Source organism: Desulfovibrio sp. (assembly GCA_016208105.1).
GTDB lineage: Bacteria > Desulfobacterota > Desulfovibrionia > Desulfovibrionales > Desulfovibrionaceae > Fundidesulfovibrio.
The window spans coordinates 12,950-33,299 of sequence record JACQYS010000025.1; the positions used below are offsets into that span (position 1 = coordinate 12,950).

At 58.5% G+C, this 20,350-nt stretch carries 18 protein-coding genes; 11 read left to right on the forward strand and 7 right to left on the reverse strand.

Translation table 11 applies throughout. The features are described from left to right. A complete protein-coding gene (gene ybgF / locus HY795_16225) occupies positions 1–762 on the forward strand; it encodes a tol-pal system protein YbgF (protein ID MBI4806767.1) in 762 nt (253 codons plus the stop codon). Positions 763–971: 209 nt separating this feature from the next. Next, positions 972–2,171 carry an MFS transporter gene (locus HY795_16230; protein MBI4806768.1) on the forward strand — a complete coding sequence of 400 codons (1,200 nt, stop codon included), beginning with the start codon at positions 972–974 and terminating at the stop codon, positions 2,169–2,171. Between the two features lie 106 nt (positions 2,172–2,277). Here the strand turns inward: HY795_16230 and HY795_16235 are convergent, their stop codons facing one another. Together HY795_16235 and HY795_16240 are read right to left on the reverse strand one after the other, a co-directional pair. After that, complete coding sequence (locus HY795_16235) at positions 2,278–3,120, reverse strand: zinc dependent phospholipase C family protein (protein MBI4806769.1); 843 nt, start codon at positions 3,118–3,120, stop codon at positions 2,278–2,280. Between the two features lie 82 nt (positions 3,121–3,202). Continuing rightward, complete coding sequence (locus HY795_16240; GenBank protein MBI4806770.1) at positions 3,203–4,927, reverse strand: AMP-binding protein; 1,725 nt, start codon at positions 4,925–4,927, stop codon at positions 3,203–3,205. A 112-nt stretch (positions 4,928–5,039) separates the two neighbouring features. Between HY795_16240 and HY795_16245 the strand changes: the two genes are divergently transcribed. Next, a complete protein-coding gene (locus HY795_16245; protein ID MBI4806771.1) occupies positions 5,040–7,727 on the forward strand; it encodes a bifunctional acetate--CoA ligase family protein/GNAT family N-acetyltransferase in 2,688 nt (895 codons plus the stop codon). A gap of 44 nt (positions 7,728–7,771) precedes the next feature. Here the strand turns inward: HY795_16245 and HY795_16250 are convergent, their stop codons facing one another. From HY795_16250 to HY795_16265, 4 genes are all read right to left on the reverse strand, one after another. After that, positions 7,772–8,935, reverse strand: coding sequence for an ABC transporter permease (locus HY795_16250; GenBank protein MBI4806772.1), 1,164 nt, complete (start codon positions 8,933–8,935; stop codon positions 7,772–7,774). Position 8,936: 1 nt separating this feature from the next. Next, positions 8,937–10,097, reverse strand: coding sequence for an ABC transporter permease (locus tag HY795_16255; GenBank protein MBI4806773.1), 1,161 nt, complete (start codon positions 10,095–10,097; stop codon positions 8,937–8,939). Then, positions 10,072–10,761, reverse strand: a complete 690-nt coding sequence (locus tag HY795_16260; GenBank protein MBI4806774.1) for an ABC transporter ATP-binding protein — start codon at positions 10,759–10,761, stop codon at positions 10,072–10,074. The genes HY795_16255 and HY795_16260 overlap by 26 nt, the downstream gene beginning before the upstream one ends. Before the next feature lie 71 nt (positions 10,762–10,832). After that, complete coding sequence (locus tag HY795_16265) at positions 10,833–12,038, reverse strand: efflux RND transporter periplasmic adaptor subunit (protein ID MBI4806775.1); 1,206 nt, start codon at positions 12,036–12,038, stop codon at positions 10,833–10,835. A 108-nt stretch (positions 12,039–12,146) separates the two neighbouring features. Between HY795_16265 and HY795_16270 the strand changes: the two genes are divergently transcribed. The 6 genes from HY795_16270 to HY795_16295 all read left to right on the forward strand — a co-directional run bounded on the left by HY795_16270 (position 12,147) and on the right by HY795_16295 (position 17,084). Further along, entirely contained in the window at positions 12,147–12,971 is an 825-nt protein-coding gene (locus HY795_16270; protein ID MBI4806776.1) for a tetratricopeptide repeat protein, read from the forward strand. Further along, positions 12,968–13,831, forward strand: coding sequence for a hypothetical protein (locus HY795_16275; GenBank protein ID MBI4806777.1), 864 nt, complete (start codon positions 12,968–12,970; stop codon positions 13,829–13,831). The genes HY795_16270 and HY795_16275 overlap by 4 nt, the downstream gene beginning before the upstream one ends. A gap of 199 nt (positions 13,832–14,030) precedes the next feature. Then, complete coding sequence (locus tag HY795_16280; GenBank protein MBI4806778.1) at positions 14,031–14,753, forward strand: amino acid ABC transporter ATP-binding protein; 723 nt, start codon at positions 14,031–14,033, stop codon at positions 14,751–14,753. 27 nt (positions 14,754–14,780) lie between these two features. Next, entirely contained in the window at positions 14,781–15,596 is an 816-nt protein-coding gene (locus HY795_16285; protein ID MBI4806779.1) for an ABC transporter substrate-binding protein, read from the forward strand. An 84-nt stretch (positions 15,597–15,680) separates the two neighbouring features. After that, the gene (locus HY795_16290) at positions 15,681–16,379 is read left to right on the forward strand and encodes an amino acid ABC transporter permease (GenBank protein MBI4806780.1); all 699 of its coding nucleotides are present in this window, start codon (positions 15,681–15,683) and stop codon (positions 16,377–16,379) included. Positions 16,380–16,388: 9 nt separating this feature from the next. Further along, positions 16,389–17,084: an amino acid ABC transporter permease gene (locus tag HY795_16295; protein MBI4806781.1), complete on the forward strand. Its 696-nt coding sequence runs from the start codon at positions 16,389–16,391 to the stop codon at positions 17,082–17,084. A 517-nt stretch (positions 17,085–17,601) separates the two neighbouring features. Here the strand turns inward: HY795_16295 and HY795_16300 are convergent. Then, complete coding sequence (locus tag HY795_16300) at positions 17,602–17,904, reverse strand: hypothetical protein (protein ID MBI4806782.1); 303 nt, start codon at positions 17,902–17,904, stop codon at positions 17,602–17,604. On the opposite strand from HY795_16300, the gene HY795_16305 reads away from it, so the two are divergent. Continuing rightward, entirely contained in the window at positions 17,903–18,058 is a 156-nt protein-coding gene (locus HY795_16305) for a hypothetical protein (GenBank protein MBI4806783.1), read from the forward strand. The two genes, HY795_16300 and HY795_16305, sit on opposite strands and share 2 nt — an antisense overlap. A gap of 1,250 nt (positions 18,059–19,308) precedes the next feature. Continuing rightward, positions 19,309–20,322: a GDP-mannose 4,6-dehydratase gene (locus HY795_16310; GenBank protein MBI4806784.1), complete on the forward strand. Its 1,014-nt coding sequence runs from the start codon at positions 19,309–19,311 to the stop codon at positions 20,320–20,322. Positions 20,323–20,350 lie beyond the last annotated feature (28 nt).

Here is a 20,350-nt window from a genome sequence, read left to right on the forward strand (position 1 = left end):
ATGAAATCTGTAATGCTCATCCTTGCGACGCTGGTTCTAACCTCCTGCGCCCCCTCTTCCAAGCCCATCGACCAGGAGCAGCTGGCCCAGGCCAACATGCAGGCCGACATGAACTCGCTCAAATCCCGCTCCCAGGAAATGCGTATGCGTTTGGAGGAGATAGAATCCATCCTGGGCAGACAGGGGAGAGGATTCACCCTGGAGGATGTCAACAAGCGCCTGGCCCAGTTGGAAGAGACCGTGGCCCGCATGGCCGCCACCCTGGGCGTGGACACCGGGGCCCGCGCTCCTTCCTCGTCCGGTCCGGGTTTCTCTTCGTCCGGACATACTCCCTCACTCTCTGATACGGCTCCGGTTGGCCCCATCACCATGGGGCCCGACAGCACAGACCCGGCCGAAGCCATCTACAACATGGCCATGGAAGCCTTCAACCAGCGAGACTATGACCGCTCCAACACCTTGTTCTCGGAACTCGTGAAGAGCTACCCGTCCTCAAGGCAGACTCCGAACGCCCTTTTCTGGCAGGCCGAGTCCAACTACCAGCAAGGCGACTACGCCAGGGCTGCGCTCATCTGCCAGGACCTCATCCAGAAGTATCCCAACCATCCCATGGCCCCCTCGGCCATGCTCAAGCAGGGGCTTTGCTTCCGCAAGCTGGGCAAAGTCCAGGCCGCGAAGATCGTTTTTCAGGATGTGGAGAAACGCTATCCCGGCAGCCCGGAAGCCAGGAGCGCCCAAACCCAGCTGAGGGAACTGAGATAGGCACCAAGCATAGCCCGCCACCAGCCGGAGGGAGCAATCCCTCCGGCTTTTTTTGCTGCCGCATCAAGCCCCATTGTGTTCCTAACCGATCACACTTCCAGCAAATATTGACCGGATTAAGAGGCGGGAGTAGACGGATGAGCAGCCTCTCCTGTAATGTCTAGACGTTTCAATAACGAGTCGCAATGCAAGCCCGCTCAAAAGAAAAAATGCCAGCCCCACGAACCAACGAACCCAATTCGCCCGCTTCTTCACAGGGGAAAACCCGGGTGCTTGTCGCCGGCTGCCTGGCTCACCTTACCCACGACGGCCTGACAGACATGCTGTATGTCTTTTTTCCCGTGTGGCAGCAGCTTTTTTCCTTGAGTTTCCTGGAGGTCGGCTTGCTCAAGACCTTCTTCTCAGGGACCATGGCCAGCTTCCAACTACCGGCGGGCAGGCTGGGAACTCGCCTGGGACTCTTGCCCACCCTGGTGACCGGCACCATGATCACCAGCCTGGCCCTGTTCGCTACCGGTTATTGCTCAACCTTCCTGGCCATCGGCATTCTGCTCTTCCTGGGCGGCCTCGGCTCCAGCGCCCAGCACCCTCTGGCCTCCTCGGCCATCGCCAACGCCTATGCCGGCCAGGACCGCCGCACCGCGCTCAGCGCGTACAACTTCATCGGCGATGTCGGCAAATTGCTGATGCCAAGCCTCGCCGCCCTTCTCATCGCCCGCCTCGACTGGCAATCGTCCATCCGTTTCTTGAGTCTCTGCGGCATTGCCTCAGGTTTGATCGTGGCCGTTACCCTGGCCCGCGCGAATGCATCGCTCCCGATGAACGCTCCTGCGGGCAAGACGAGAAGCGGCTGGTTTACATTTCCCATAACCCCGGCCTTCGCCTCCCTGTCCGCCATAGGCGTTCTGGACAGCGCCACCAGGGTGGGGCTCCTCACCTTCCTTCCTTTCCTGCTCAGAGACAAGGGCGCGGACCTGCCCACCCTTGGGCTGGCTCTGGGGCTAATTTTCGCAGGAGGCGCGGCCGGCAAGCTCGCCTGCGGCATACTGGCATCCCGACTGGGTATCCTGCGCTCGGTTATTCTGACAGAGACGGCCACGGCCTGCGCCATCCTGTGCATGGTCTTCCTGCCGCTTTCGGGCGAACTGCTCCTGTGCCCAGTCCTGGGGGTGGTGCTCAACGGCACCTCGAGCATCCTCTACGGCAGCGTGCCGGAACTTGTGGACCCTCCCCGCAACGAAGCGTTCGCCTTCTTCTACACGGTGGGCATCGGGTCCGGCGCGGTCGCACCGTTTTTCTACGGGCTGTTGGGGGATGCCCTGGGCGTTGTGACCACGCTTGTAATCGTGGCCGTTATGGTCCTGGCCACCACTCCGCTCACATTTCCGCTACGTGGCAAACTCCGCTAGATACGGCTCAAAAAGACCAGCAGGGCATGGATGGAAAGGGAGTCTTCGGCTGTGGGAGGCTTCTGCGAATTACTTGCAACCCTTTCTGGGCCGCACAGGAAACGCTCTAGGCCACGTCTTGAAACACCAGGATTGGCAGGGCCGGAAGCCCGAGCAGACGCTCATCCACGGACGCCGCGCGCTTGCGTTTGGCCCTGGCCAAGTTCGCGCTTCCGATGGGGTCGAAATTTTTAAGGACAGACTCTTCCGGCGAATGCAGCACATCAAAAACCGCCCGAAGGGACAACTCGAACATGTCCTCTACGGGCTTTTCTCCGTTGGGCAGTGGCATCAGACGTTGGGCGAAACGCAAGGAGCGATTCCAGCCGCGCAGTCTGGAGAGCCTGACGCTGCCACCGAAAACCCGCTTGCGGCAAAGATAGGAAAGGGGATTCTTATCCAAGGCAGCCACAAGGCTGCGGTCCACCATGCGCTGCGAGGGCCGGGACAAACGGCCTTTCAGGGCATGCCCGCCGGTGAGGTGCGAATCCGCCTGCATTTCCACGTACACATGCGCCAGATTGCCGGGCATGGCCGTACGGGCCATCACGTCGGGCACATAGTAGTTGTGGGCCACCACGTCCGCAGCCAGGTGGGACATGTAGCCCAGGGCGTGCGCCATGAGCTGGGGTGAGTGCGCCGCGTCGGCCAGGCGGAAGGCCGAATCCCAGTTGTGGCTGTGACCCGGTTTTCCTTTCGTTCCCTTGCCCACGAAGAAGTCCGCGCTCAGGCAGCCGTACAGGTATGTGTTGGGGAACTGGGTTATCAACGAGGCGACGCTCACAGGCACGAGATCGAGGTTGGCCAGCACGAACCGGGCCGCGGCGGTATGAACGCCGGGCCCCCAGGCCAGGGCCTCCCCAGGAAGCAGGAGCACCAAAAGAAATGAGAACGCTATAAGAAGCGCCAAGGCAACGCCTCCATCACCGATTGCGGACGGGGTTGTATGTATGCCTCGTAATCGTCAAGTCAAGTGACAACCACGTTCATATTTAAAAGAGGGAATCCTTCCCGTCCAAAAGCGCGCCCATCACCGAGGGGTCTGCCAACCCGGAAACGTCTCCCATTCGGCCCTCGGCCGCGCCGCGCAGAGCCTGGCGGGCAATCTTGCCCGAGCGGGTTTTGGGCAGCTCCTCCACCACGCGGATCACCAGTGGAAACTCCGGGCCTTCCACTTCCTTGCGGACCACATCGGCCAGCACATCCTCGATGCCGTAGGGTTCGGCGGCTTCGGCCCTCAAAGTGGCATAGACGACCACCTGCTCTCCGGACGCCACGGCAGCGGCCTCTGCCACGTCCGGATACGCGGCAACCGCGGCTTCCACCGCTGCCAGGGGGAACTCGTTACCGACAAGTTCCGAGCGCCCCTGGATGATGATCTTGCCGTCTGGAGATGTGCGGGCCAGGTCTCCGGTATCGTATCGTCCTGAGAACTCCAGTGTCCCTCCCACCAGGCCAATGGCCAGACCTGGCCATGGACTGTCCAGTAAGAGCCGCCCGTCCTCGCCGGTCGAAACATCCACTCCGGTCAGGGGAGCCAATCCTCCCTGGCTGCCGGAGATCATGAGCACGCCGCCGGTTTCGGTCTGGCCCCAGGCATCCACCACCGGGGCGCGGCCCTTGCCCACGGAGCGGGCCAGCCAGCGACGGCTCTCCGGGGTGAGCTTTTCGCCCACACTCACGATCAGCTTGAGAGCGGGAAGGTCACGCGCCGCAGGCCAGGCCTCGCCTTCGCGCATGAGTTGGCCGGTCAGGGCGGGAGTGGTGATGAGCGTTGCCACCTGGTGCTTCTGGGCGATGCGCCAGATGCGGTCCGGCCTGGGGTACCCGGGCGAGCCTTCATAGAGAAGCGTGGTGGCCCCGAGGCACAGGGGCGCGAACACCGCGTAGGCATGCCCCATGATCCAGCCGGGCTCGGCCAGACACCACATCGTCATTCCCGGGCCGCCCCCGAAGGCCTGCCTGGCCGAATAGGCGCATGCTGTAAGGAATCCGCCCGCAGAGTGAACAAGCCCCTTGGGACAGCCGGAAGACCCAGAAGTATAGAGAATGAACAGCGGATCGGATGCACCGTGAACCGTCCCCGGGAGCATCGGTGGAGCACCCCGGGAATCCATGAGTTCGTGCCACCACAGATCATCCGGTCTCTCGTCCTCCATGGGTCTGCCCGTGCGGCGGACTACCACGCGGCGCGGCCCTCCCGGGGGCTGGCTCAGGCTGACGGCTTGGCCAGCCTTGAAATATCCGTCGGAGGTGATGAACAGGATGGCCTTGCATGCTAGCATGCGTTCCAGCACCACCGCGGGAGCTATCCCCGCAGGAATGACAAGATGCACCGCGCCAAGCCTGGCCAGTGCGAGCATGGCGATGACCAATTCAGGCAACGCCGGCAGGGCAATCCCCACCACGTCCCCCTTGCTTACTCCGAGTCCGGCCAACACCACGGCTGCCCTGCGCACCTGCTCCTGGAGCTTGGCGTATGTGAAGACTGCTGCCTCGTCCTCGGGCTCACCCTGCCAGATCAGGGCGGGAACATCCGCCCTGCCCGCCTCTATGTGCCGGTCCAGGCAGTTGGCGCTCACATCGAGGGTCGCCCCTTCAAACCAGTTTTCGGAGGGTGTGAATGATTCGGGGCAGGCCTTGGTCCACGGCGAGCTCCAGGTTATAAGTTCTCTGGCTCGCTCGTCCCAGAAGCGTTCACGGTTCGCGTGGTTCATGGCTCTCCTTGGCGCAACGAAAATGAGGCTTGCCGTATTGTTGCGGGACTACTATCCTGCAAAAAGTAAGGTAGTAATAGCCCAACCTCAGGATATCAACAAGCGGCGGACCATGAGCGTTGCCAATCTAGACGGACTCTTTAAGCCCAACTCCGTGGCTGTCATCGGTGCCTCCAACCAGCCCGGACACGTTGGGCGGGTGGTGATGGAAAACTTGCTGGCCGGAGCATTTCTGGGCCCGGTGATGCCACTGTGCCTGGACGAGGACGAAGTGCTTGGCGTCGAGGCGTACAAGGGGGTCGACACCCTTCCCCTTACTCCTGACCTGGCCATCCTGTGCATACCCCCCGCAGAAGCCCCGGACTACATTTTCCGGCTTGGCCGGCGCGGCGTCAAGGCTGCGGTGGCCCTCTGCCCTGGATATGCCAAACTGACGCCAGCGGAAAAATGGGAGATTCAGGAAAAGATGCTCGCCGCGGCCGAGGACGAGGACATCCGCATCCTCGGACCCTCCGGTCTGGGGCTCATCATTCCTCCCATCGGCTTGAACGCCAGCCTGGTGGCTGCGGAGCCGCCCAAGGGGCGAATCGCCTTCATCTCTCAATCCGCCTCGCTGTTCACCGGTGTTCTTGACTGGGCCAGGGGGCACGGAATCGGCTTCTCCTACGTGGTATCGCTTGGCGACCGCCTGGACCTCAAATACCATGACCTTTTCGACTATCTCTCCCAGGACCCCAACACCCGCTCCATCCTGCTCTATCTGGAGTCGGTGTCCGACGCCCGCAAGTTCATGAGCGCGGCCCGGGCCGCCGCGCGCAACAAACCTGTTCTGGTGGTCAAGCCCGGACGCAGGCGTGGCCCTGGCGGCGAATCAATCGCCAGGCCTGGCCAGGGACTGGACGAGGTCTACCACGAGGCTTTCCGCCGCGCGGGCATGCTGCGTGTTTTCGAGATCGACGCCCTGTTCGACGCCGCCCAGACCCTGGCCCGCTCCCAGCAGCTCAAGGGCGACAAACTGGCCATCCTCACTAACGGCGGATCCATCGGCGTCATGAGCGCGGACACCCTTGTGGAACGCGGTGGCAAGCTCTCTGGCGTGTCCGAACAGACCGGCCAAACCTTGCGTGAACTCTTGGGCCCCAACTGGCTTCGCGAGAGCATCATCGACATGGGACTCACGGCCACTCCTGAACACTATCACGACGCCCTGGCCGCCGTACTAAAGGATAAGGAGCCCAACGCGGTTCTCGTGATGCACGTTCCTTTCGCCGCGGTTCAAGGTGAAGAGGCCGCCAAGGCCGTGATAAAAGCCGCATCGAAGAGCCAGCGCCCTGTATTCACCTGCTGGCTGGGACACGGCATGGCCGAACCGGCACGCACTCTTTTCAGCCAGGCCGGAATTCCCACGTACAATACTCCGGACACCGCAGTACGAGCCTTCCTGGACATGGCAAACCACCGCCGCACCCAGGAACTGCTTATGGAAATGCCTGCCAGCATTCCGGCCGGGTTCACCCCGGACAGCGAGTGCGCCCAGGGAGTGGTGCAGGCGGTTCTCGAAGAAGGGCGCAGCGAGCTGACAGAACCCGAGGCCAAGGTGGTGCTTGCCGCCTATGGCATCCCGGTAATCCACTCCAGACTGGTGCAGACCACGGAGGAGGTGCTGGAGGCGGCCGAGGAGCTGGGCTATCCCGTGGCCATCAAGGTGGTCTCCCCTGACATTCCCCAGCCTTTCGACGTGGGCGGCGTGGTACTCGATATCGAGGACAGGGAAGAACTCAAACAGGCAGCGCTGGCGGTAAAAGCCCGAGCGCGCAAGCTGGAACTCGGCGCCAGAATCAAGGGCTTCATCGTCCAGAAGATGGGGCGCCGGGGAGCCCAGGAGCTCTTGCTCCAGGCTCAGGTGGACCCCGTGTTCGGCCCGTACCTCCGCTTCGGCCAGGGCGGCCTTGCTGCCAAGCTCTCTCAGGACAAGGCCATCGCCCTGCCGCCACTCAACATGAGCCTGGCCCGCGACCTCATCAACCGGACCCGCGTGTCAGCCTTCCTGCGTGGTTTGGGCGGCCGGGCGGCAGCGGACATAGACGCCATCTGCCTGACCATCATACAGGTGGCCCAGTTGCTCATTGACGTCCCGCAGATACAGGAGATCGACATCAATCCCCTCTTCGCGGACAGCCAGGGGGTGGCTGTACTGGGGACGCGCATCCGCGTCGCCGACGTGATGGCTTCCGGGCAGGACCGGTTGGCCATCCGCCCCTACCCCAAAGAACTGGAGGAATCCGCCGTCCTCAAGAACGGGCGCAAAATCATGATCCGCCCCATCCGCCCGGAAGACGAGCCAGCCCACTACGAGTTCTTCAAGCACCTCTCGCCGGAGGATCTGCGCTTCCGTTTTTTCGGGGTGGTGCGCGAACTTTCCCATATGGAAATGACCCGGCTCACCCAGATCGACTACGAACGCGAAATGGCCTTCATTGCCACTGCGCCCAATGAAGAGGGCGTGAGCGAAACCCTGGGGGTTGTGAGGGCTTCGGCCAAGCCGGACAACAGCTCGGCGGAATTCGCCATCATTGTCCGCTCCGACCAGAAGGGTCAGGGGCTTGGGAGGCGCTTGATGGAGAAAATCATTCAATATTGCCGTGACAGGGGCACGGGGTCCATTACCGGCCAGGCCCTTCTGGACAACAAAGGCATGCAGGGGCTGGCCGAAAAAGTGGGATTTGACGTGTGGCGCAACACGGACGACGAAGTGGTCGAAATGCTCCTGGACCTCAAACAACCGTCAACTGTACGATAAGTATCCAAACATTCTTACTGTAAACTGTGGCCGGCTGGAGTCTCCTACCCCGACCTGAGCGCTTCAACGATATTCAAGCGTGAGGCTCGAAGCGCGGGTAAAAAACCGCCAGCCACGCCCATGAACAGGGCGAACCCCAGAGACCAGGTGACAATCTCGCCTGTGAGCGTGAACCGGAAGGCCAGCTCCGCGAAGGTCTGGAAGTTGGTGGTGGAAAAGGTCAAAAAAGACAGAAACGACGAGAAGAAGAGCCCCCCTGCCCCGCCCAAGAAACCCAGCAGGAGCGACTCCGCCAGGAAAGCCGCCAGTATCGCCCGGCGCTTGAACCCAAGCGCCCTCATTGTGCCGATCTCCCCCACCCTGGTGGCCACGGCCGAGTACATGGTGATCATTGCACCGAGCATTGCCCCTATGGAAAAAATGCCCGTGAGAGTTATACCCAGCACCCGCAGAAAGCGCGACAAGGCCTTGGACTGGTCCTCGTAGTACTGGCGCTCCTCCTTCACTTCCGCTTGCAAACGCGGGTCCGCCTCTATGGCTGTCTTGAAGGCGTTAAAGTCATCGCGTGACTTGAGCTTCACCACGGTGACGGAATAGGCTTGGCGTCGAAAAGCCTGCATGAGCTGCTCCGCATCACCCCAAATCTCAGAGGCGAATCCGGTGTTTCCGGCGTCGAAGACACCAACAACAGTCCAGTCGCGCTGTCCGAAACGAAGCGATTGCCCAAGGCTCACCCCAGAGAATTTGGAAATCACGCTTTGGCCAACCATGATCTCCGTTGAGCCGGGTTCTGGCAGGCGACCTTCCCGGAGCACGACCTGCGGTCGCAATTCGATGGAAGCGTAGTTGGTTCCCCTTATGGCCACATTTGAGGATGTGCCGCTTTTTTTGGGCAGAGAGATCAGAACCACCAGTTCCTTGGCTGCGGAAAGCCGCCCTTCACCATCCACCGCGACCTCTGGCCTGGAGGCAACCACGTTGGCCGCGCTGCGCTCCATCGATGACTGGACCTCGGTCTCGGAGCTTTTACGGAGCACCACCGCGTTGTCAGGGCTTCCGGTTGCCACCAGAGTCTGGCGCAGCCCCTCGGCCAACATGAGGGTGGCCGTAAACACGAAAACCACCAAGGCCATGCCTCCAGCGGTGAGGATGGTGGTGGCCCTGCGGGTGAGCAGGTTGCGCCAGGAGTAGCTCAACGGGATGGCCACGCTATCCAACCTTCCGCAGAGCGACAGCTATGCGCACCCGGGCCGCGTACCAGGCAGGATAGATACCCGACAGCACTCCCACCGCAAGACCGGCGAGCATGCCCCACAGGATGGTCTCGTCCGACACTGCGAATACCGGGAAGAAATCGGTCATGAATGTCCCGAAAGCGCTGGCGCAAGGTCCAATGAGAACCAGGCCCAAAGCCGCCCCGGAAAGGCTTATCACCAGAGCTTCTCCAGCTATGAGCACGGCCACTGTTGAAGCGCGAAAGCCCAGAGTTTTGAGAACCGCATACTCACCCGTACGTTCCCTGGCGGACATGGCCATGGTGTTGGCCGCCACGGCCAGGATTATGAGCACAACAACAACGCTGACCAGCCTGATGGCCAGAATTATGGCCTCGGACATGGACACGAAGCTCATCTGGAAGGATTTTTCTGTTTCCGTGAGCGTTTCGGCGAGTGAGTTGACAAACTGGGCGTCCACGGCGCGGGAAATGTCAGCGGCCTTGTCCGCTTCCTTTATTCCCACAAGATAAAAGCCCACCTGTCCGGCCCGCTGGGGATAATTCACCCGCATGGTTTCATCCAGATAGGCCCAGTGGAAAAAAAACTGGGTTTCATCCGTGTTGGCCCGCCCTCCCCGGTAGATGGCCCTCACGGTCATACTCCAGTCACCAGGGAAGATTGTTCCGCGAAGTGTGACGCTATCCCCTACTTTCCAACCGAAACGCTTGGCGAGCTTTGCCCCGACGAGACATCCTTTTCGATCCTTCAGAAAATCCGCCTTCTGTCCCGCATCGTCGATGACAAATTCAGGGTAGAGTTCCAGGAGCGTCTGGGGCTCGTAGGCGAAGTTGGCGAAGAAGTTCTTCTCGTCGATGTAGATGCCGCCGAACCAATTGCCGGGGCAGACCTGCGTTACCCCTGGCACCGCCCTTATCTTTTCCCTGTACGCCAGAGGCAGGGAGAAGGTCATTGAGATGGCGTTGCGAGTGACCAGACGATTGGCGGAACTGGATTCCACTCCGGAATACCAGGCGTCGATGACAGTGCGCAAAAGGCCGAAGGCCAGGATGGCCACCATGACCCCAAGAATGGTCAGAAGCGAGCGCAGTCTGTGGCGGAAGGCGTTCCTAATGGCCAGCTTGACCAGCAACACGGGAGAGCTCCCCCTTGTCCAGCTGGAGCTGGATATGGGCCTGCTGGGCAGCGCGGGGATCATGAGTGACCATGATGATTGTCTTGCCAAGCTCGACGTTCAAGCGCTCAAGAAGCCCAAGAATCTCCTCGGCGCTCACCCGGTCCAGATCTCCTGTTGGCTCGTCCGCAACCAGGATGTCAGGGTCGGTGACTATGGCCCGGGCAATGGCCACCCTTTGCTGCTGGCCGCCCGAGAGTTGGGCCGGGTAATGGTCCATGCGGTCGCCCAATCCCACCGCCGCCAGAGCATGCTCAGCGTGTTCGCGCCGCTCGCGCCCAGAAAGGCTTGTGAGCAGCAAGGGCAGTTCAACATTCTCCAAGGCGGTGAGCACCGGGATGAGATTGTAGAACTGGAAGATGAAGCCAACGCTCTGGCTTCGCCACTCGGCCAGCTCCGTTTCGCCGAGCAGGGTAATATCCTGGCTGTTGACTGCGATGCTGCCTGAATCGACCCGGTCGATGCCTGCCAGGCAGTTGAGCAGTGTGGACTTGCCAGAACCCGAAGGCCCCATGAGAGCCAGGAACTCCCCGCGTTCGATGTCGAAGGAGATGTCTGCTAGTACCGGGATCACTTGTCCGCCGCGCTGGTAGGTTTTTGTGAGCCCTCTGATTTCGATCAGGATTTCCGCGTTCCGCGAACTGGCGTCAGAGGTTCCGGGCGTGCCTGCACCTGAAGAAGAAAGGGCGTCCCCGGTCACTTTGTGGCCGCCGCTATCTTGTCGCCGTCCTTTAACGAGGACGGTGGGGAAAGGACCACCCGGTCACCTGGCTGTATACCTTCGACAATCTCCAGCATATCTCCAAGAGCCATTCCATCCTTTACCAGAGCCAATCGGGCCACCCCGTCCCTCACCACAAACACGGCTTTGCCAGAGGCAACTCCCACCACTGCCTTCAGTGGCACCGCCAATCGGGGGTTTCTTTCTTCCGACGATGGCGCACGCTCCAGAAAGGCCACCTTGGCGCTCATCTGGGGGAGCACCCGGGGGTCGAGCGTGTCGAAACGAACCTTGACCATGACCGTTGCCTTGGTCTTGTCCGCAGTGGGCACCACCATGTGCACATAGCCCGGGAAGCGCTCCTCGCCGAAAGCGTCCAGCATGATCTCCGTGGGCTGACCCGTCCGCACCTTGGCCAAATTGGATTCGGACACATCTGCCTCGACCTGCAAAGACCCAAGGTCCGCAAGGGTAACAACCGAGGCTTTGGATGTGGTGGAGGCGCCGATGGGAGTCACGATGTCGCCCACATCGGCGCTCTTGGTGAGCACAACCGCGTCAAAGGGAGCCCGTATCTCGGTGTAGCCCGCCTGGGCTCTTGCCACATCCAAGGCGGCCGTGAAAGAAGCCACCTGCCGCACCGCGTTGCCGTAGGCTCCCTTGGCCTTATGGTAGCGAGCCACTGCGGTGTCGTAATCAGCCCGAGCCACCAAGGCCTGGTCCACGAGCTTCTTGAACCGGTCGAGGTTGAGTTTGGAATCGGCAAGCTCGGCCTTGGCCACATCCACGTTGAATTCAGCGGCATTCAAGTCGGCCTGGGCCTTGACCAAGGCGGCAGACACGTCCAGGGCTTCAAGCTTGGCGATCAGCTGTCCGGCCTTCACTCGGTTTCCTTCCTCCACCCCGAGCCATATCAAGGTGCTGGTGACCTTTGCGGCCACGGCGGCCTTGCGGTCGGCCACAACGTAACCAGTTGCGTTCACCAGGGTGAAGGACCTCGTTGGGTAGACAAGTCCGGCCTGGGCCGTTTCCACTTCGTACTTGCGGGGCATGATCCACCACGCGCTCAAGAGCACTATTGCTGCAGCCAGCACCCAAACCCACCGGCCAATCTTTCTCCGAGCGGGCTGCTGCGGTGAAGCGGAACGGTTTATGCGAAGATTTCCGAGATCCTGGTTCATGTCGCCGGAACTATAGCCAAGGCCTGGCCGAAGGTCACCAGCAATTTCGGTCAGCTGCGCCCGACGTGGACACTACCGAGACGTTGATATAAGGATCACAATACCGCCATGGCTCAGCAAAACACCAAAAAAACCCCCGCGCAGCCCTTACGCGGGGTCTTTTCCACCGAGACCGTCACCACGGTCGGCTTCGGCGCAACCAAACGCAGGGTCAAGCAAGCGGTTCATGTGTTCGCGGTGGAAACATCTGACGGCATGATCGAATACCAACCGCTGAGCACGCAGTACGTTCCCTTGAATGAAAAGCATCAGATAACCAAGGAAGAGCTCTTCGAGAAATTCATCCCTGCCCCGCACATATACCACGACAAGGTCCTCCCCGCCCTGGCCGCGCTGGAACGGGTAGTGGACAACGCGGACCGTTGCCGCGAGCAGGACCAGCTCTTTACCGCCGAATTCGAATACAAGAACGCCTTGCGCATAGACGAAAACCACATCCGTGCTTCTTTTGGCCTCGGCCTCACCTACCTGGAGCGGGGAGACGCGCCCAACGCGGATATCGTATTCCGCAAACTGTCCAGGCTCGAAGGGACATTTAGCCCTGACTACAAACACCTTTTCAACGAATTCGGCATACAGCTCCGCAAAAACGGCATGTATTCCCAGGCTCTCGGCCACTACGCCAAGGCCCTCAAGTTAAGCCCGACGGACGAGCACCTGCTCTACAACCTTGCCAGGGCCCTTTATGAAAAAGGCCGCGCCGTTCCTGCCGGCAAAATGATCGCCCGAGCCCTGGATGTCCGCCCCGACTTTCCAGAGGCAGAGAAGTTCCTCACTTTCTTGAAAAAGAAAGCCGCCCAGGCCAAAACAGCACACGCCAAGTCCACACCCGGCGCGAAATCATCCCACCCGGCAAAGCCGGAGGGCGCATGAACTTTCAGTTTCTTGGTGCTTTCCTGCTGGAACAGGGGATCATCACCCAGCAGCAAATCGATGAGGCAACAGCTTTCCAGGCCGAAACGAACCACCGACTTGGAACGTATGCCCTCGAAGCGGGACTGCTCACCCAGCAACAGGTGAATATTGTTCTTGGTTTGCAGCGCGAAACTGATTTGAGTTTTGGTGAACTCGCCGTCCTCAATGGGTTTGTTCCGAAACGAGATTTGGACTCATTGCTTTTTCGCCAGCGAGTAAATCAGATTCACCTTGGCGAAGCCTTGCTGATGCTTGGCCACCTCAGTTCCGAACAATTCAGCGACATGCTGGGAAGATACATCGCGCGCGAAAACCGCCGTCGGGCCAAATTAGCCAGACTTTACAGCCATCGTTGCGACTGTGACCTGCTTGACGTGCTCATCACCTCGATTGAAAGGGCATTCCTTCGTTTCGCCCATTGTCCCCTCAAGGCCCAGGGTGAACTCTCAGCGAACGAACTCGAGGGCCTCACCCTGGGCTTCTCTTCAGGAATTTTCATCGAGGAAGACGCAATGCTTCGGTTCACCCTGCACCTTGGCCCGGACATGCTTTCGATAATAAGCCGCGCAGCCGCGGGCGAGGACCTCCCCGAGGCAGAGACCGTGGAAGCGGCACGAGAGATCGTTGATGTGGTTTGCCGTTATCTGCGCAAAGCGGTCGACGCTTCCTCCACAGTAATTGAGCCTTGTGCGCGTGCTCTTTCAGACAACACGCCGGACGAAGAGTGTCTTCGGTTGAAACTCGCCTGCCCGAGAGCGGCTATCGGGTTGACCGTCTGCCTAGTCACCGGACAACCGGAAATAGCTTCTTTATGCTGATGTTCGGTCCTGGCTGTTGCGTCGCTCTTGGAAGATCGGGTTCCATTCCCTGCGTAGCCTTTTCTCATGGATACCCAGACACTTGGTTCCAAGATTAGCGCCCGTCGCCTGGCATTCTTGACAAGAGGCCACAACCGGGTAATCTCCTGGGGTTTAGCATTATTGCCATTTCATTCCGCGAGGTGACCGTCCAATGCCCATGATAGAATTCAAGGATGTCCACAAGTGGTACGGGGATTTCCACGTGCTCAAGGGCATCGAGGAATCAGTCGAGCAGGGCGAGGTCCTGGTCATCTGCGGCCCCTCCGGTTCGGGTAAATCCACTCTCATCCGGTGTGTGAACCGACTGGAGGAATACCAGCGCGGTACGATCAATTTCGACGGCAAGGACATCCATGACCGCACCGTGGACGTCAACCTGCTGCGCGCCGAAATCGGAATTGTCTTCCAGCAGTTCAATTTGTACCCGCACCTCTCAGTCCTGAAAAACGTTACGTTGGCGCCCATCAAGGTGCGCAAGGCGGACAAGTCTGAAGCCGAACGTCTCGCCCTTGACCTCCTGGAGCGGGTCGGCATCCATGATCAGGCGCACAAATTTCCGGCTGAGCTTTCCGGAGGCCAGCAGCAGCGGGTTGCCATTGCCCGTGCCCTGGCCATGCGCCCCAAGGTCATGCTTTTCGACGAGCCCACCTCCGCTCTCGACCCGGAGATGATCAATGAAGTTCTGAACGTCATGAAGGACCTGGCCCGCGACGGCATGACCATGCTCTGCGTCACCCATGAAATGGGTTTTGCGCGCGAAGTGGCCGACCGCATCATCTTCATGGACGGCGGGGAAATCATCGAGAGCGGGCCGCCCCAAGAGTTCTTCAAGAACCCCAGACACGAGCGCACACGCGCTTTCCTCAAGGAAATCCTCTAACAACATCAACTCAGGAGGAGGTTTTCGATGAAACGTCTTGCCGTGGCCCTTACGGCCATTCTGGCCCTGGCCCTTTTTGTTTCCCCCGCCTTTGCGGGCAAGATCGACGACATCAAGAAACGAGGCACCCTGATCGCCGGGGTGAAGGATTCGCAGCCTCCCTTCGGCTACGTTGACGAGAAAACCAAGCAGATCGTCGGCTTTGAAATCGACATCATGAAATTTTTGGCTGACAAACTTGGCGTGAAACTCGACGTCAAGGCCGTCACCTCCTCGACCCGCATCCCAATGCTCACCCAGGGCGAAGTGGACATCGTGGCTGCCACCATGACCCACAAGAAAGACCGCGAGGGTCAGGTGGACTTTTCCATCACCTATTTCATGACCGGTCAACGCCTGCTTGTGAAAAAGGGCGGTCCCATCAAGGGAGTGAAGGACCTTGCCAGCAAAAAGATCGGCTCCGTGAAGGGCTCCACCTCCGAGCAGAACGCCAAGAAAGCAGAGCCTTCCGCCACCATCGTCTCCTTTGAAACCTACCCCGAGGCCTTCCTGGCCCTCAAGCAGGGGAAGGTCGAAGCCGTCACCACCGACGAAGCCATCCTGGTTGGGCTTAAATACTCTGACGACAAGCCCGACGCCTGGGACATCGTGGGCGACTACATCTCCCCCGAGCCTTACGGGTTCGGTCTGATCGAGAACGACTCCAAATTCCGTGACTTCGTCAACATCTCACTGATGGAGATGTGGGAGTCCGGCGAGTACAAAAAGGTCTACGACAAGTGGTTCGGCAAGGACACCAAGAACTACATCCCCCTGACCTGGACCATGGAGCTTTGGCCCTAAACGGCGTTTACACCAGCCGGGGGGCATCACGCCCCCCGGCATTCATGGCCGGCTCACGACGGTCTTAGCTACTGGAGCAGCACGTTGGCGTATCAATTTGATTTCGGTCTTGTGGTTTCAGGCCAGTACGGCGACTGGATCGTCGACGGCCTTGTAACCACCCTCAAAATATCCGGGCTCGCCATCGCTTTTTCTCTGGCTCTTGGCACGCTGGTCTGCATCATGCGCCTCTCCAGGCTCAAACCTCTGGAGTGGATATCCTGGACCTACATCGAATTCTTTCGCAACACGCCGCTTCTCGTTCAAATTTTCTTCTGGTATTTCGGTTCTTACACCATACTCCCTGAATTCGCGACCAATTGGCTCAACAGCGTTGACCAGGAATTCGCCTGCGGCGTCATCGCCCTGACATTTTACACCGGGGCCTTTATTGCCGAGGATCTGCGCTCGGGAATCTTTGCCATCCCCAAAACGCAACTCGAGGCATCGCGCGCCTGCGGGCTCACCTTCATTCAGGCCATGGGCTACGTCATTCTCCCTCAGGCTTTTAGAATCATAGTACCGCCGCTCATTTCCCAGTTCCTGAACCTCATCAAGAACTCGTCTCTGGTCATGACCATCGGCGTGGCCGAGTTGACCTACATGGCACGCCAGATCGAGGCTCACACTTTCCATGGCCTGGAGGCGTTCACGGTCACGACACTCATTTACCTGACTATTTCACTCACCGTTTCCTTCACCATCCAACAGTACAATCTGCGCGTTTTGCGCACGGCAAGGTAGCGGTCGGCCATGCATTGGGATGTCGTCTGGAACAACTTTGGCTTCTTTCTCTGGGGCGCATACCCCACGGGTCCACTTGGCGGCCTGGCCATGTCCATCCTCATGGCCCTGGGCGGCATCTTCGGAGCCTTCTGGCTGGGGCTCATTATCGGCGTATGCAGACTCTCGAAGCGGGCTGCGCTCAAATATCCGGCCATGGTCTACATCGAAATCATCCGGGGAACCCCGCTTCTCATGGTGATCTTCTGGTTCTATTTCCTGGCTCCGGTACTTTTTGGACGCAGCCTGCCGGATTGGCAGTCGGCTATCTTGGCGCTCATCGTGTTCACCAGCGCCTACATTGCCGAAATCGTGCGTGCGGGCGTACTGTCCCTGCCCAAAGGGCAGATGGAGGCAGCGCGTGGTTCCGGGCTCACGCACACTCAGACCATGATCCACATCATCCTTCCCCAGGCGCTCTTCAACATGGTCCCGTCCTTCGTGAATCAGTTCGTCTCCCTCACCAAAGACACTTCCCTGGCCTATATCATCGGAGTCGGGGAACTCACCAAAGCGGCCACACAGGTGAACAGCCGGACCATGAAGGCCCCCTTCGAGATATTCCTGACCGTGGCCCTGCTCTATTTCGTGATTTGCTTTGTCTTAACTGAGCTTTCCAGGCGGCTTGAGACGAAGATTAATAGGTACCAGGCCAGGGGGAGGTAGGAGCACTGCTTTCTTAGCCTTTATCTAATCTCATCATTATTATTCAATCCATGCGGACCACCTCCAATCTTACCAAGAAAATTCTTCTCATCACAATTAATACACGTTAGAGTATACTATTATCAGGTCGATTATTTATTACACTTACGCACTTTCCTAGTTGACTCCCAGGGATAAATGACCATGAAACAATGAGAAGGCATTGAGGTAGAAATAGCAATCGTCTTTGAATGTGCCCAGGATGAATAAGTGGTAAATTATACACCTAACACAGCATTACTCAGATGTAATATACCAGCTGGCGACGTTCTCCAGACAATACAGCCATAATATTGTTATTTTCATTATGTACAATATGCTCGGATCGCACCAGAAGGGGAAAATTAAGCTCGTAGATTGGCCTGCCAGTTACTCTTTGAGTAAAATACAGATCGTTGCCCTCGATGAAGCGCGGCCTGCTGTGTCCCGATAAGTTGGACAGGTTGGCGGCGTTTCTAAACTATTGGCCGGTTGATTGTTATGCCTCCTTCAGTGAGGCCGTTTCTTCCCGGTAGACATCCACGAACCGCTGTTCGTTGAAATGGCCCCAGTGTTCAAACGCCCGCCGCGTCTGGCTTCCGGTCTCAAGCTCTTTCAGGTAGAGGCATACCCACCTCACCGAGCCCAACAGCGCGTAGGCTGAAGACGTTGTCCGTCCAGCGCCCTTTGCCGTCCATGAAAAAAGAGACTCCTGCGTTTTAAACACCTGAGTAAATACCTGGAGGCTAAATTGCGCTCCCTGGTCAGTGTTGAAGTTTTTTGGAACTCCATATCGATTCATGACCTCTTCCAAGAACGCAACACAGAAGCTCGTGTCCATGATGCTGGACAGCCTTCAGGATAGCACAGCCCGGCTGTGCCAATCCATGATCGCCAACAAGTACAAGAATTCCCGCTTCATCGGTACATACGTGAAGTCCGCACACCACACATGATTCGGTCGATCAATTCGCATCCCTCGCAAAGATACAGGTAGACCCTGTGATCAGGGTGTGGGGCGTCCTGGGCTTCTAGTAAATCGCCGTCAGCTCAATCTTGCGCATCAAACGTCGAACTCGCCCCCCACCAAGATGCCCTGATTCTTGAAATGGAGTCGCCTGGCATGAGCTGTTAGTGGGCGCACCCAGAAACTGGGCATCATTGATACGTATCAGCCCACGATTCATGACACTCTCTTGGGGCGATGATGCAGTGAGGACCGTGGCAAGCCGAGGACCCAGCATTGCCGGGAGATAACGAGGCTTGGATGACCAGTTTCGACACTCCCACGCCTCCGCTTCCGACTCACCGTCGTGCGAAGGTACTCTCCAAAAAGAATCCTTTTTCACGGTCAGTTGGCCGATCTTCGCATGCAGATCGTGGATCTCGCCTAGCCATCCTTCCTCACGGCAGCGGCCTTCCCGGAGAATGCCGACATTCTGCTGTCCCTGGCTTGGCGCTTCCAGGACGCGATCGTCGTGGGGTGCACGTCTTACTTGCTCGCCAGTTCAGATAAGGTGAAATCGTCTATCAAGGCCTCTAGAGCCACCTTGGCTTTTAACTCTGCAGAAAACTTACTTCGCTCGGACATCGTAGGCCGTCCTCCTCACTTGAGGGCTACAACTGAGCGAACTGTCCAATATCCCGCACCAACTTCAATATATTTGCTTAACTCTTCGCTGTTCAGATCCAAAATGGTCAGACGATGCAATCCCAATCTGGTAGCGTGCTGTCACTAGGAAAGGCATGCGCTCGATGCTTTGTCGCATGCCCAAACAGCACTCGGCTGGCTCTACGATTATTTACAAAGATATCCTTGAAGACCAACTTGCCTACATTAATTCAGTAACGTGGTGTTTAAGCCTCAACTTTCACCTCCCAGCCGCCTAAATCATGAATTTCGTAAATTCAACCCGCCACCTGTTGCTCCGTTTGCAGACACCGGCCAAACGTCACGCTCTGTTTGTATTACTCGTTCAAGACTAAGCTTGTTGAAGACACAAATTGCTTCCTCATCGAAGAAACGGCCGTCCTTATGATTAAAACCTTGCGACTAAACTCACGAAAATCAACAGGACTATCCTTTGGGAAGATCCTTGACTCGTCCTGAAGCTTCGCATATGGCCCCACAGTCTAGCTTGAGCAGCAATATTGTCGAACATCTTCTTCGATTTATATTCCCGCGATGCGCCTTCATGGAGAACTTATGACCCCGCGCGCTCTGATCACCGGCATTACCGGCATGGTCGGTTCCCATCTGGCCGACTACCTTCTGGAAAAAACCGATTGGGATGTACACGGCATGTGCCGCTGGCGCAGCCCTCTCGACAATGTTTCTCATCTGTTGAAACGGGTCAACCAGTGCGACAGGGTCTATTTCCATGATGGTGACCTAACCGACTCTTTTTCCCTGGGGCGGGTGATGGAGGCTGTGCAACCTGATTACGTCTTTCATCTGGCGGCCCAGAGTTATCCTTCCACCAGCTTTACCTCCCCCATCCAGACCTACGACACCAACATCCTTGGTACCCACCGCCTGCTGGAAGTCATTCTGCGTACCGAAGGTGTTGATCCAGTTATTCATGTCTGCTCCTCCTCGGAGGTTTTCGGCCGAGTCAGCCGGGACAAGCTGCCCATAAACGAGTTCTGCGCCTTCCACCCGGCTTCGCCTTACGCTATCTCCAAGATCGGCACGGATATGATCGGGCAGTACTTTGCCGAGGCTCACGGTTTGAAATGCTTAGTTACCCGCATGTTCACTCACACTGGTCCGCGTCGTGGTGATGTGTTCGCCGAGTCAACCTTCGCCAAGCAAATCGCCATGATTGAGGCCGGACTCATCCCCCCAGTGGTGAAAACCGGCAACCTGGAGTCGCTTCGAACCTGGGCTGACGTTCGTGACGCCGTGCGAGCTTATCACCTGCTGGTGACGGTGAATCCCATACCTGGCCAGTGCTACAACATCGGCGGAAGCTTTTCCTGCGGAGTGGGCGACATGCTGGCCCATTTGGTGTCCATCTCTACCCGGCGCGATGACATCCGCGTGGAGCAGGAACCTTTGCGCCTGCGCCCCTTGGACGCCGACCTCCAGATTCCCGACACCTCCAAATTTAGGAACCACACTGGCTGGGAGCCTCGCATCCCATTTGAAAAGACCATGCAGGATTTGCTGGACTACTGGCGTGAACGCGTGCGCCACGGCACCTTCCTGACGCGCTGACGGCGGGCCTGAAACGAATGGATTCCTT